This window comes from Streptomyces sp. RK9, assembly GCF_045070545.1.
In the GTDB taxonomy this organism is placed as follows: domain Bacteria; phylum Actinomycetota; class Actinomycetes; order Streptomycetales; family Streptomycetaceae; genus Streptomyces; species Streptomyces alboflavus.
In genome coordinates this window covers 4,826,878-4,839,398 of the sequence record NZ_CP173703.1, presented here as the reverse complement: position 1 = coordinate 4,839,398, position 12,521 = coordinate 4,826,878, and the positions used below count along the sequence as shown (strand labels likewise).

The following is a 12,521-nucleotide window of genomic DNA, read 5'->3' as shown; positions in this document are numbered from 1 at the left end:
CCGGCCGTGGGCGGGCCGGACCACTGCGCGTGCGCTTCTGTTACTTCTTGGCGCCGACGTCTACCCAGTAGGCGTCATTGTTGAGGAGACGCCATTCCGAGGTCTTCTTTCCGAGCTCCCCGCCTACGCCCTTGTTCTGGCCTGCGGGCATGCTCGCGCGGGCGCACTTCGCGTTCGCCGGAGGAAGCTTGGCCTCGAACAGGCCGTCCCACATGAGCAGCCGGTTCTTCTTGCCGTTCACCGTGTCCTCGGCGACCCAGTACCACTGGCATGATTTTCCAGACGTCACCCCGAGCCGTCTGCCGCTCTCCTTGGATCTGGCGAAGGGATACTCGTCGCACGAAGGCTTGGGTGTGTTCGAGGCGGCTTTGAAGGTCTTGTCGCAGACAATGTCCCGGTTCTTCTTCGCCTGTGCTTCGCTGCCTTCACGGTGAAGGGGCTTCCCGCCCCCTTCAAGGCCTGGGTGGGTGGACATGCTCGCCTGGGCCACGGCAATGAAGAGGCGGGCCTCCTTGTGCTTCTTGGGCACCACCAGGGTCGGAGTGAAACTCGGCACGACACAACCCGCGTACTTGGTTACGCTGTTGTCGCAGCGGACCTTGTACGTACCGCCTCCCGGCTCCCGGTGGCCCCCCCATGAAAGGTCACCGAAGCTCGACGCGATATTGACGATGATGTCGTACTGGAGAAGGAAGGTCTTCCGCCCCTTGTTACCGTTCCAGGAGCGGGTCCAGTGTCCCTCGACCGACTGGCCGACCGTGATCGGCTGGGGCTTCTCGGCCCATGGCCCGGAGCTCTGCTTGCAGCTGTCGTCGAGCGAGCAGATCGACTCCACCTTCACCGTCATCAATGAGGACGTGAGGTCGGATTTCGTGAGATGGAACTTGAAGTGCTCGTCGAACTCGACGGAGTTGTTCTTGGTGTTGATCTCCTGCTCGGTGTAGCCGCGGGCCTTGCCCCAGACCCGGCCGGTCATCGTATCGACCAGGAGAATGGTCATAGAGCGCCGTGAGCAGATGGAGGTGCGCGTCACATACGTCTTGTCCATATTTTGGTTAGAGCACCAGAATGTGCTCGCCGCAGACTTTGCTGCACGGCCGGGCTGGGCTGCTTTCCTCTTCGGCGCTTCCTGTGGGTCTCCCCATTCGACGCACACGGCCCGCTCCTGGCCGGCGTCCCTGAGCTCCTTGAGGTGCTGTTCGTCGCAGCCGGAGCGCCCGGGCGCGGGGGCAGGTTCGGGCAGAGTCTGGAACTCCTGTGAGCTCGGTTCCGGATCCTCGGCAGGCTCCGCCGGTACGGTCTCGCCCGCCGGGACCGCCGTCCGGGGCGGCGCCGCCGATTCAGCACTGGCCTCAAGTGGCGTGAGCAGCAGCACGATTGACGCTGCAGCGGCTATCAAGGATCTCCTGCGCCCAGTACGCAAAGTGCCCCCCTGTGGAGTTGTTCGGACGTATACGCCCATGTCAGCGCATCAGGCAATCATGACGTGATCACTTCGTCAAAGATCACCGTCAGTCAGCGCCCCGCGCTGGCTGACGGCCCGACAGCGTCCAAGGGCACAACCCGCAATCGGAGGGAGAGCAGCCCGACTACCGGAAGCCGTGGGTTTCCTGATGCCCGGCCAGCGGCTGGGCTCGTCATGTACCGGGCTGGGACGCCGGGTCCAGGCCAGGACCCAGGACGTTGATCAGCACCCCGTCACCGAAGCGGACATCAACACCGCCACTCAGCTCCGCGTGAACGGTCACGACCTCCCCGCTGCCCTCAGGGGAGCCCGGCTGGCCGTTCCGTGTCCCGGCAAGGGCTCGCCGTCTTCCCGGAGGCTGTGTGATGCGTCAGCATGTGCTCGTCGGCCACCCCGCGGAAGGGAGACCTGGGCATGGGCAAGCACGAGAAACCGCCCGCGGATCCGAGCCAGGGCAAACCACCGCCCGGCAACAGCGACGGGCAGGTCCCCCCTCCCCCGCCCAGCGACGGCAAACACAAGAAGTAGGTCACCCAGGTGACGATCGTCTCCGAGCTCGGCGAGCTGCAGCACCGCCTGGCCGCGGCCATGGAGCAGCGAGGGGCCTGGCCGCGGCGCTCCGCATGGATCCGGCAGACCATCGAGGCTCTGCCCCGGCACGACTTCGCACCCGAACGCTTGTGGTCGTGGGACGGGAACAGGTATGTGCCGGTGGACCGCGGCCGGGATCCGGAGCGGTGGGCGGGCGAGGTGTACGCCGGGCCGGACACGGCGGCCGTCACACAGATCACGGCCGGGCTTGCCACCTCGAGCCTGTCGTGCCAGGCCGTGGTGGTCGACATGCTCGACTCCCTGCTCCTGGAACCCGGCCACCGCGTCCTGGAGCTGGGAACGGGCTGCGGCTGGAACGCCGCCCTGCTCGACTGGCGCGCCGGACCACACCGCACCATCAGCGTCGAGACCGATCCCCGCCTGGCCGGCGCGGCGCGCCGGGCCCTGGAGCGGGCGGGGGCGTCGGTATCCGTTCAGGCGGCCGACGGCAACAGCGGCTGGCCGGCCGGCGCGTTCTACGACCGGGTGATCGCCACCTACGCCGTCGAGCGGATCCCGTGGGCGTGGCTCGCCCAGACCCGACCGGGCGGACGGATCGTCGCTCCCTGGGGGCGCCTGGGGCATGTGGCCCTCACCGTCGCCGAGGACGGACAGTCCGCCACCGGCTGGGTCCAAGGCCTCGCGCAGTTCATGCCCGCCCGCGGCACCGAAGTGGCCGAGCCCGGCTTCCTCCAGGTTCGCGGCAGCGGTGACAGCGACGACGAACGGCCTTTCCTGCGCGACCTGGCCCCGCTCCACGGCGACGCGCACCTGCGGTTCGCGCTGCGCGTCGCCCTGCCCGACGTCCGAATCACTGTCGCCGCCGACGAGGACGGCCTCAACTCCTGGATCCACGACGGCGCCTCGTCCTGGGCCGTGCTGTCCGCGCTCGGGGACGGCAAGACCATCGCCGACCAGGGCGGGCCGCGGCGCCTGGCCGACGAACTCGAGACAGCCTGGGACGCATGGCACGACGCCGGCCGCCCCGACCTGTACGACTACGGCATGACCGTCCAAAACGGCGGCGCCACCCAGTACATGTGGGCACACGACCCTGCCACCGGCCCACGGTGGCCCCTCACCTGAAGACGAACCCGTCTCAAGCCGAGGGCGGCAGCCCACGGCTTGCCTTGCGGATCAGGGAACGGGAACGGCGACGGGCTCCTCAACGCCGTCCCAGCGGACCCAGATCTCGTTGGGAAGTGGTCCGCCGAGGGTGGCGGCCATCATGAACTCGGCGGACTCCCCCGGGCGCAGGACACCGTCTTCCGGAAGGGCCCTTCCGAAGGTGATGTTCGCGTCGTCCACGTGCACGCCCGTCACGGTCAGGGTGCTGTCGTTGCGCAGCACGTACATGTGCTTGCTCTTGCGTGTCAGGGTCCAGTGCGCCGCATGGGTGGAGCCCGTCGGCGCCGGCTCCGCCGCGCTACCGGGTCCGGGGGGCACGGGTGTTGCCGGGTCCAGCCCATCAGCGGGCTGTTCTGCGATCCAGCCCTCGATCATGCGCTCGACGGAGTAGGCGCGGCGTTCCGCGGCCTCGACCTGACGGTGCGCGAGGGCGGCGGCCTCGGTCTGCAGGCGGTCGCGTTCCGCCTGCTCGCGTGCCTGCCAGTGTCCCTGCCACACGGCGTAGAGGGCCACCAGGAGCGTGACGAGGGTTCCGCCCCAGGTGGCCGCGTCTCCCACTTCCAGGGCGCTTGTCATGGGCTGTGACGATAGCGTCACAGAGGCAGGGTTATGCCCAGTTCCCGCATGGCGGTCGACGGAGGGCCGCCCTCGGAGCGTTCGGTCTTGTGGCCCTTGGCGCCGGCTTCGAGGGTGCGGGGGTCGACGGCCTCGGCGAGGGCACCGGTCGCGTAGAGGCCGTCGGGGTCGGTGTCGTGGTCGTGGGGCAGCAGCCACATCACCCGTCGGCGGAACGTGCCCGAGGGAGAGGACTTGGCCGCCTGGGGCCCGAGGACGGCGTAGCCGACCAGACGTCCGTCGAGCGTGTGCGTCATATACAGAAGCCTTCAGCCGCTTCAGTCGCTTTGCGCCGCCTGGCGGCCGGGCGCACCATGGTGTTCGTCACGCACCGGCTGGCCAACGTGCGCCTAGCCGACCGCATTGTCGTCCTGGAAAGCGGGCGGATCGTCGAGGAAGGGGACTTCGACTCCCGGCTCGCGGCTGGCGGGCTGTTCGCCGAGCTGTACAAGCTGCAGCAGGATGACCCCGTTGCCTCGCTATAGGAAGAAGGGCTTTCATCGTGATCCGCGCTGGCCGAGACTGCCAGGTTCGTACGCTTACCGACCTCGCCGCGGCGGCGGGCAAGTCTGCGAAGTCGTTCAGGAACCAGAGGCTCCACAAGGTGCCCGGACATCCCGAGCCGATCAGTTCTGCCCGGGCGCGGGTGCTTCTGTGGGACGGTGAACAGGTCGATGCCTTCCACGCGGGCAGGCCCGTGCCGGCCCTGCCGGAGGAAGACAGTCGGGATGACCTGCTGGACCGCAACGAGGCCGCGGAGCTCGCGGATGTAGAACCGCGGACGTGGGACCGGTATGCGAACCTGCCGGGCATGCGCCCGCGCCCGGACCTCGTCGCCGTGGCGGAAGTGGACCATTGGCGCCGCGGCGAGGTCCTGGACTGGCTCGACGATCGCCCCGGCCCCGGCTCTTCCCCCGGCCGGCCCGTCGGCAGTCGCGAGGCAGCATCGCCCCACGCGCGGCCCAGTTGTTGGAGCGCGATCCGGCCATCACGGCCGCCGCAGCGGCCGTTGAACTCGGCGTCACTACTGACACGGCGCAACGTGCCCTCGCACGCGCCCGCGCGGCTGCGGTACGCCGGCTACTCCAGGATGATGCCGAGCTGACGGCCGAAGGGATTCACCAACGCCTCGGGTACCCGCTGTGGGCCGCCCAGCGCGCGCTGAAAGCCGCGAAAGAAGCGGTTGAAGGGTCTGCTGCAGGCGGCCGGCCCGCGGACACGTCGGTCCGCGGGGAGCAGGGTTAGCAGCCCTCCCAACCAGCCGCCGCTGAGGCGCCTGGCCGCCAAGGCGATCATCACACCCAAAGCCAAATGCCCACACCACACTAACCCCTGATCAGCCAGGACAGGCCCGTCTGAAGAGCCCGCACGATGGTCTCTTGTCACCATCGAGACACAAGCTCATACGCGGGCACCCTCGTCGACTGGGCCAAGACCTTCCTCCACCTGACGATCAAAAACTGTGAGCAGGCCCAAGGGCGCCAAGGGTTTCGTGATCCTGCCGAGGCGCTGGGTGGTTGAGAGGTCGCTGGCGTGGTTGTTGCACGCGCGCCGCAACGTCCGCGACTACGAGACCCGGCCCGAGCACTCCGAGCAGATACTCACCCTCGCCGCTATCACGCTCATGGCCCGCAGACTCATCCGGCACTCCGTCTATCCGGACGTGGCAAGCCGAGGGTCTCCCCGGCCGTTGCAGTGGCCTGACCACTAGAGCTCCCAGTCCAGCTCGTCCTCATCGACTGCCACAGGCAGGTAACCGTCCACCGCCTCGCCGGTCTCCAGTGCCGTGGCCGTCGCATCCAGGAGAGCCGGAAGCGATGCCCACATGGGGTGACGCGGGCGCGGGCGGCTCCGTCGTTCACGCCGTCGAGGTCCTGTCCGGCGAGGAGGCGTCCCATGCCCGAGAGGAGCGCGTCGGTGGCCTCGTCTATCTGCTTCTCAAGTTCGCTCTGTCCCATAGGGCACTGTTCGCCGTGGTGTTCACCACGTCGCTGTCCACCAGTGCCCTACAGGGGTCACAAGGCCGTAACTCCGGCCGTGGTAAGCGTTCTGGGCCCTCGGCGGTAAGCGTGCGCCCTTCTTGTGGGTCGAGCAGGTATGAAGTGCAGCCCGCCAAGTCAGGAATCGTCGAGAGCTCGCCGTGCTTCAGCCCACACCCACTCGAACTCCTCCGCAGTGATCTCGGCTGCCCGCGGCTGGCCCTGCCAGCCGTCCATGGGGCCCTCGGCGAGAAGGCCGTACTGCTGTTCATAGCGGCGCATCGCCGCGAGATCAGCATGATCACGCAAGTGAAGCATCTCCTCCAAGGAAGCCGCAGTCACCGGACGCGAGTCCTGCCCCCGGACCTCGACCTGTCGCGCCGCCCATCCGGCGTCATCGGCCTCGAAGTACAGCCACAGATCGTCGTCCTCGCAGTAGGTGCGAAACCAGGTCGTCATGGCGCCATCCTGGCCCACGGCCTTGACCAATGAGATAGGGGCGCTCCTCCGGTCTTCACTGCTCCCGAAGCCGCGTCGGCGCAGTCTTGGACCCGGGCTGCGGGGCCTCACGGATACGTCAGCGAAACGCTGCCGCTTCATTCGCTATCTCTAGAAGTAGTCCAGCCCATATGCGAGTACACAGATTCGCAACTATTGAGCGGCGACCGATCCAACGCAGTTGCTTGGATATCTGCATGGCGGCAGTTTCACTATCGGAAGTGTATCCGCAAGGGGTAGTCAGCTCACCGTTCTGCCCCCTGGACTCCGGCGGTCAGGATGGGGGCTCCGCGTCGCCTCGCCGGGTGACAGGTTTTCCTGGGGGCCAGGCCTGCGTCACTGCGTCGGACCCTGCGAGTCGCGGGCGTGGGGATTGAGGGCCAGGTGTGCGCGGCGGTCAATGCTTTCCAGTGCCATGGCGAGCCGGTCACTCCTTAATCGCGTTCGCGTCATACCCGTACTTCGGAGAACTGTGATCCGCTTCTCGCTGGTAGGTGTGTACACGAAGTAGTCGTCATCGAGGGGGTTTCGTTGAATATCGCAAGGAAGTTTTCTGCGGGGGTGCTGGTGTCATGCCTGGCCATGCCGCTGGCGGCTGAGTCTGCGTGGGCCGCGGACGGGCCCACCGTTGCGGGTGTCGCCTCCAACGCGTGTACGGGCAAGCCCAGGAAGCACGTCGTGAAGAAGTACTACCGCGGGCCCGTCATGGTCCCGCTGCGCTGCGGCACCAAGAACTGGGGCTACAAGCACCTGGTGGACGAGGGGCGGTGGAGCGGCAATTTCGACAAGAAGATCAATAAGACGGTGTGGAGCGGTACCATCACCGTGGACCAGCCCGGTCAGGTCGTCTACGAGCGCAAGTTCGCCGGCTGTCCTCCCAGGACGCTGTTCAAGGTCGTCACGAATCCCGGGGCCTACAGCGCTGATCCCCGGATCAAGCCGCAGGGCGTCATCACCGCGTACAAGCCGTCGAGTCTCGCCGCTTCCTGCTAGGAGGAAAGGGCTATGGCCACAGCCGAAGAGGTACGGGACCTGCTCGTGCCGCACCTCATGGGGCAACTGGACGATACACAGGCCGAGTTGAACGTCACCGCCCTGGATGTGGTGGAACACGGCCGCAGTTTCACTCTCGTCCTGGAACTCGTGGCCTACCGCGAGCGATGGCGGGTGCGCCTGGACAGCGACAGGTCGCAGATGGCGCTGTTCAACGGAACACCTCCCCACCATCTGGTGCGTGCTGTCGCCACAGAGTTCCGTATCCGCCTGTTTGAGTGGTGGCACACGAAGAACGCGGAGAAGCAGTCAGCCAAGCTCGGAGAGCGCATCGACTAGCAGCCTGTACGGACAAGCCACGATCCCCGCACCGCTGAGGTGCGGGGATCGTGGCTTGTCTGGACCGACGGCGCGCTCGTACGGGACCGACGCATGCCCTACTTCCCGAGCCAGCCTCTGTACGACTGGGCACAGCGGCACGGCATCACCGCCGCAGCCCCAAGAACCGTCGACGGCACGCACACTGCAGCCCTGGTCATGCTCTCGGCCGTGCGAGGGCGCCGGGGCCGACGGCGTGCTCTCCGAACCTGGCGCGTGCCCGGTCAGCGGCCCGTTCGATGCCGCGGCGTTTGCCGTCTGCCGGATCCAGGAGCAGTTGTTGGACGGCGTTGTGGGTTTCGGTGAGCTCGACGCGCAGGCTGATCGCGCGTACGCGGGCACGCTGGAGGCCGAGCCGTTCGTACAGGTCATACGCGTCGGCCCGTAACGCAGGTGTGTGGGCGGTGGGTTCGGCCAGAATTCGTGAGCGCTGCGTGGTGGACCCGTCGGCGTACGACACGCTCAGCGCGAGGCGCACGGCGACCTGGCCGGTGGTGCGCAGCCGCAGCCCGAGGCGCTCGGCGAGATCGAGCAGGGCCCGCCGATGGGCTTCGGGGTCGAGTTCGTCCCGCTCGAAGGCGTAGGAGCAGCCGGTCGATAGATGAACGCGGATCGTCATCGAGGGGTATGGATCTCAGACCGGGTTTGAGATCTGCCGTGTCCGACTCGCGTCAGAACCGGTTCTCATGAACAAAGCCACGGGACCCTGCGCTGGCCTTCTTCTCTGCGTCAGACTGAGGCCGGCCGCGCGGCGTGGAAGAGCGGGGAGGGGCGGGCCACGCTGGCCCGACCGCCCCTCCCCGCGCCGGACTCGCGTCCCATCCAGCCGCAGCTAGCATGTGTCAGAGCGCGAGGATTTCCTGCTTGAGTTCCTCGGCGATGACCCTGTGGTCCTCGCCCTTGGCGATCCGCTCCACTACACCTTCGAAGTACTCCTTGGCCTGCTCCTCGAAGCTGCCCAGCTTTGCGGCGAAAGCCATGAGGAAGTCCCGGACTTCATCGACAGATCGAGAGACCGCGATCTGGTCCGCCAGATACTGCGCCATGGTCTCCCTGAACTGCTGCTCCGGGTCTGCCATGCCCCGCCCCTTTTCGTCTGACCGTCTGAACCATGCCAAGGTGAGCCAACCACACTGGTGATCGTTTCGGCAGGGCCTCTCTTCCCACCAGATCGCGCCCGAGATCTCATGGAACGGTGCGTGAGAGCCGTCGTGGGCCTGGTCGTGCGGCTGGCCTTCGGGCGGGTGCCGCCGTAGAGGCGCAGGCCAGCAGGCACGGGGCGCTCATCCCTTCTCCGCTCGGGGACGGGCTGTCGCATCCGACGGCGTACGGGGGTGCGGCACAGAGAGCGGCAGTCCGAGATCGAGCCGCTTGTCCATGTCCAGGCGGAAGGTGCCGTACGGGTTGACATTGGACCAGAACAGCGCGGTCAGTCCGCGCCGGTCCTCGTCGCTCAGCTTCTTCGCCCACGCGGGTTCGGCCAGGACCTGCTGCACCAGCAGGGTGTTGACGTGCACGAGAGCGGACTGGAGCAGGTGCAGGTCGGCTGCCTGGCACCGGCGGGTGTGCGCCCGTGCCGCCGAACAGACCGGTGCTCGCATCGACTATGCGGATGAGCCGGAGGACCACTGAGGCGTTCAGGGCACGGGCAGGGGAAGTTGGCCTTCCGTCACTCTTGCCGGGTCGTGAAGGCCATGTGCCGGAGCTCGGTTCACCCTGGCGGGTTGCCCCCGCGGAGCAGGCGTTCGCGTTCCACGATGGTGCGGGCGTCCGGCGCGTGCGGGTCGGGGCCGGGAGGGGGCGCCGGAGTGCGCAAGGAGCGTTCGATCTCCTCGCTGGCCCGCAGGATGCGTGTTTCGTCGGGTGGTCCTGCGGGCCACAGGTGCAGCAGGTAGTCCTCGACGGGCTCGTCACAGACCTTGCCGGGGGCGAGGGTGCGGCCGCGGGCATGGAGGCGCAGCCGGTAGGGCCCACTGCCGCGGGTGCTCAGCACGGGCAGATCGTGGACGTCGCCAAGTTCCAGGGACTGTACGCGCAGGCGGCCGGTGGGGGCGTGCACGGTGACCTCGATGACCTCCTCCCACCCGTCCCACCGGTCCGATGGTGGGGGCGGCGGACCGGCGCTGGTGGCTACGGTGACGCGGACGGGGCCGTCGCTCACGCCGGTGGCGATCAGCGCGCCGGAGGACATGACCGCGACCAGGCCGTTGGACCAGTCCGCGGTGTGGGCGGGGATCTCTCCAGCGTCCAGGACGCCGAACAGGCCGTCCACCGCTTCCACGAGTGCCATGAACTGCCTCCTCATCCTCACGTTGGGGGTGTTGCCCGCAGGGCGAGCGTTCTCGCAGGCGTGTTCCGGGCGGTCGCCCTGCGGGTCGCGGTCAGCTGGCCCGGGCGGCCAGCAGCTGGTCGCGGGTATAGGTCGTCGATCCGTCCTGCGGGTTGGCGGTCAGCAGTTCGAGCAGTCCGTGCGGTGCTTCGGGAGCCCCCGCGGTCATGGCGGGCGCGGAGATGTCGTCGAGCAGGGCGTCGAGGAGTTCGGCCAGGGTGTGGCAGCCGGTGCCGGGGTAGCCCCAGCTCACCCCGTAGCCGGGGAGTTCGGGGGCGAACCACAGGGTGTCGTCCAGAGTGCGGATCCACACCGTGTGGCTGCTGACGGTGAGGGCGGCGAGCGGGGAGTTGGTGGGCAGGCGTTGCAGCGCGAACGTGGCGATCTCCCGCTCCGATTCGTGTGAGCGCACCGCCGGGATGCCGGTGACGGGGTCGGTGAGGAGGTCCTTGGGGCTCGCGTCGGGGGCGGTGCCGAGCAGCATCTTCTCCAGGACGCTGGGGTACTGGTCGCGGTCTGCGGGCTGCAGGCGGGTGGCCCATTCGCGGGCCGTGGGGCAGGAGCTGGGCCGGGCGGAGACGAGGGCGCCGGTGTGCCAGTGCTGGCCGCCGTCCCAGCGCTGGGCGAAGTCGGCGGCGCGGTGGGCGAGGACGTCGCGGCGCTCGGTGATGGCCAGCCAGCCTGCCCGGCGCACGACTTCCGGCGGTTCCACGGGTCTGGGGTGTCGTAGTTCGGCGGGGACGGCGCCGAGGACCAGGTGGGCGCCGTCACCACCCTTCGCGATGTTCTTGCGCAGGTCGGCGATTTCGGTGGTGACCGTGGTGTGGTCGCGGCGGCGGGCCTCGCGGGCGAGGTACCAGCACGCCGCAGCGGCCGGGGATCCCTCCGGCTCACCGGCGGCGAGTTCGGCCAGGGCGCTGACGGGCGTGGTCGCGTGACAGGCCGGGGCCTGTGCCGGGGGCGCGCCGGGGCGCCACGCGGCGATCGCGTCGCGGTCGCGGAGCACGGCAAAGAAGTACGTTGCCCGCTGCCCGAGCACCGCGGCGAGCTGCCGCCAGGTCGTCTCGTGCTGCTGGACGGTGGCGGGGTCGTAGGCGAGCAGCTGGGGCACGTGCGCGTCGGACACCGTGACCTGGGTGCTGGACTGGGCCACGACCACGCACGCGTACCGGTCGGCGAGGCGCTCCTTGTGCTGGCGGCGTAGCGCGCTCACGACGGCCGTGCAGGTGGCGTTGCCGTCGATCAGGGAGTGCGCCAGGCCGAGGGCGCCGCGCGGGGTCTGCCACCGTAAGATCGCGTAGCCGTCGGCGAACTCCGCCTGGTCGAACACCGCCTGCCCGTCCGTGGCCGAGGGCGGCTGAAGCCACCGAGAGCCGGTGGTGTCGTGGTCGTCGTGCCCGGGGGTGCGGTTGAACAGCCCCATGATCCGCCTCCACTGTCGGTCGGCAATGCGGCCCGGTCCGGCTCGTCAGGTGCCGGACCGCGGCACCGGTCCCTCCCAGACCACCACGCGGCACTGACAACCGGCCCTGCTCGCGGCTGCGGCTGCGACCCTCGGTAGAGACATCCTCTGAAAGTTCGCCTTGGCGCGCGCCTCGTTCTGGTCTCGCCGCCCCGGACGGGGAGCGCCGCCGACGCCGCGCCCTGCCGGGCCTCACGAAGGTATGACGCCCCGGCACCCCAGCGCACGACGACCCGGTGCCCAAGAACTCCTAACGCAACGTGGGTAGCCGCGGCTTTGAGAGGCATGTCGGTTGCTTGGGAGCGGCCTCCCCACGTGTCCCCACATCGCGTATCCCCGCAGTTCACAGGGGCGCCGCTGTCCCCCGTGCTTCTGGGACGCGAGGCAACTACCCGCTGGGGTGACGGCGCTGCCACTGTTGCTCAGCGCCGCCGGGACAGGCGGCCTGCACCAACATCAACGGGTAGGGCGACAAGAGGGGGAATCATGCGGCATGTGTTCAGGGGTGCGGGGCTTCTCGCCGCGGCTGGAGCGCTGACGCTGGTCGGCTCGGGCACAGCGTCGGCGGGGGTCTTCGGAACCATCGACAACAGGACGCCGTACTACTTCGACGCGGGTGATCTCGAAGGCGGCTCCTCCAGGTGCAAGATTTGGAACAAGGACGGGGGGTCGAAGATCTCCAACAAGACGTTCGACTGCACCATCGAGAACATCGCTCCGCACACCCAGACAGGCACGTGGTTCGACGCCGATTCGCTGCGTCCCCGCGGCGGCCAGAACGAGTACAAGGTCCGATGGGGCGACGACGGACACTGGACCTGGGTGAGCACCTACGTCTACACCAAGATCCAAAGCGACGAGATCGCCAAATGCACGAGCACAGCGCTCGGCCTCGTCGAATGCACGGTGGATTAGGCGGGATACGGAAGTAGGCCGTATCGGACCACTCCGATACGGCTTACCATCAGCGAATGCGCAGGCCGGGACGACGTGAGCATCGCTGAACGTGGCGGAAGAAGTAAGGAACTTCCCCTTAGCCGTAGTCGAGCCGGAGGACGTGGTGGCCGCGTGCCGCGTCGAGCC

The 12,521-nt window shown here is 68.1% G+C and carries 14 protein-coding genes and 2 pseudogenes; 7 read left to right on the top strand and 9 right to left on the bottom strand.

Annotated features, from left to right (window positions below; all coding sequences use genetic code 11):
- Positions 1-40: 40 nt before the first annotated feature.
- On the bottom strand, positions 41-1,375 hold the full coding sequence (locus AB6L24_RS20050) for a hypothetical protein (protein ID WP_405656954.1): 1,335 nt from the start codon (positions 1,373-1,375) through the stop codon (positions 41-43).
- Between the two features lie 627 nt (positions 1,376-2,002).
- On the opposite strand from AB6L24_RS20050, the gene AB6L24_RS20045 reads away from it, so the two are divergent.
- On the top strand, positions 2,003-3,142 hold the full coding sequence (locus AB6L24_RS20045; RefSeq protein WP_405656953.1) for a protein-L-isoaspartate O-methyltransferase: 1,140 nt from the start codon (positions 2,003-2,005) through the stop codon (positions 3,140-3,142).
- 51 nt (positions 3,143-3,193) lie between these two features.
- Here the strand turns inward: AB6L24_RS20045 and AB6L24_RS20040 are convergent, their stop codons facing one another.
- Both AB6L24_RS20040 and AB6L24_RS20035 read right to left on the bottom strand, forming a co-directional pair.
- On the bottom strand, positions 3,194-3,760 hold the full coding sequence (locus AB6L24_RS20040) for a hypothetical protein (RefSeq protein ID WP_405656952.1): 567 nt from the start codon (positions 3,758-3,760) through the stop codon (positions 3,194-3,196).
- 17 nt (positions 3,761-3,777) lie between these two features.
- Positions 3,778-4,041 (bottom strand): annotated as a pseudogene (locus tag AB6L24_RS20035) (DUF6009 family protein); the annotation flags it as partial.
- Positions 4,042-4,113: 72 nt separating this feature from the next.
- On the opposite strand from AB6L24_RS20035, the gene AB6L24_RS20030 reads away from it, so the two are divergent.
- The 3 genes and pseudogenes from AB6L24_RS20030 to AB6L24_RS20020 all read left to right on the top strand — a co-directional run.
- Positions 4,114-4,284: a hypothetical protein gene (locus tag AB6L24_RS20030; RefSeq protein ID WP_405656951.1), complete on the top strand. Its 171-nt coding sequence runs from the start codon at positions 4,114-4,116 to the stop codon at positions 4,282-4,284.
- A gap of 17 nt (positions 4,285-4,301) precedes the next feature.
- A complete protein-coding gene (locus tag AB6L24_RS20025; protein WP_405656949.1) occupies positions 4,302-4,904 on the top strand; it encodes a hypothetical protein in 603 nt (200 codons plus the stop codon).
- A gap of 293 nt (positions 4,905-5,197) precedes the next feature.
- Positions 5,198-5,444: pseudogene (locus tag AB6L24_RS20020) on the top strand (transposase); the annotation flags it as partial.
- Positions 5,445-5,916: 472 nt separating this feature from the next.
- On the opposite strand, the gene AB6L24_RS20015 reads toward AB6L24_RS20020, so the two are convergent.
- A complete protein-coding gene (locus tag AB6L24_RS20015; RefSeq protein ID WP_405656948.1) occupies positions 5,917-6,237 on the bottom strand; it encodes a hypothetical protein in 321 nt (106 codons plus the stop codon).
- 717 nt (positions 6,238-6,954) lie between these two features.
- Between AB6L24_RS20015 and AB6L24_RS20010 the strand changes: the two genes are divergently transcribed.
- Positions 6,955-7,269, top strand: coding sequence for a hypothetical protein (locus AB6L24_RS20010; protein WP_380889267.1), 315 nt, complete (start codon positions 6,955-6,957; stop codon positions 7,267-7,269).
- A gap of 12 nt (positions 7,270-7,281) precedes the next feature.
- Entirely contained in the window at positions 7,282-7,608 is a 327-nt protein-coding gene (locus AB6L24_RS20005) for a hypothetical protein (protein ID WP_380889269.1), read from the top strand.
- Between the two features lie 196 nt (positions 7,609-7,804).
- On the opposite strand, the gene AB6L24_RS20000 is transcribed toward AB6L24_RS20005, so the two are convergent.
- The 5 genes from AB6L24_RS20000 to AB6L24_RS19980 all read right to left on the bottom strand — a co-directional run bounded on the left by AB6L24_RS20000 (position 7,805) and on the right by AB6L24_RS19980 (position 11,399).
- Positions 7,805-8,266: a hypothetical protein gene (locus AB6L24_RS20000; RefSeq protein WP_405656946.1), complete on the bottom strand. Its 462-nt coding sequence runs from the start codon at positions 8,264-8,266 to the stop codon at positions 7,805-7,807.
- Between the two features lie 223 nt (positions 8,267-8,489).
- The gene (locus tag AB6L24_RS19995) at positions 8,490-8,726 is read right to left on the bottom strand and encodes a hypothetical protein (protein WP_405656945.1); all 237 of its coding nucleotides are present in this window, start codon (positions 8,724-8,726) and stop codon (positions 8,490-8,492) included.
- A gap of 204 nt (positions 8,727-8,930) precedes the next feature.
- Entirely contained in the window at positions 8,931-9,248 is a 318-nt protein-coding gene (locus AB6L24_RS19990) for a Tn3 family transposase (RefSeq protein ID WP_405656944.1), read from the bottom strand.
- Positions 9,249-9,358: 110 nt separating this feature from the next.
- Entirely contained in the window at positions 9,359-9,937 is a 579-nt protein-coding gene (locus tag AB6L24_RS19985; RefSeq protein ID WP_405656943.1) for a hypothetical protein, read from the bottom strand.
- Between the two features lie 91 nt (positions 9,938-10,028).
- A complete protein-coding gene (locus AB6L24_RS19980; protein WP_405656942.1) occupies positions 10,029-11,399 on the bottom strand; it encodes a hypothetical protein in 1,371 nt (456 codons plus the stop codon).
- A 525-nt stretch (positions 11,400-11,924) separates the two neighbouring features.
- Between AB6L24_RS19980 and AB6L24_RS19975 the strand changes: the two genes are divergently transcribed.
- Positions 11,925-12,353 (top strand): hypothetical protein, encoded by a 429-nt coding sequence (locus AB6L24_RS19975; protein WP_405656940.1) that lies wholly within the window; start codon positions 11,925-11,927, stop codon positions 12,351-12,353.
- Positions 12,354-12,521: the final 168 nt, after the last annotated feature.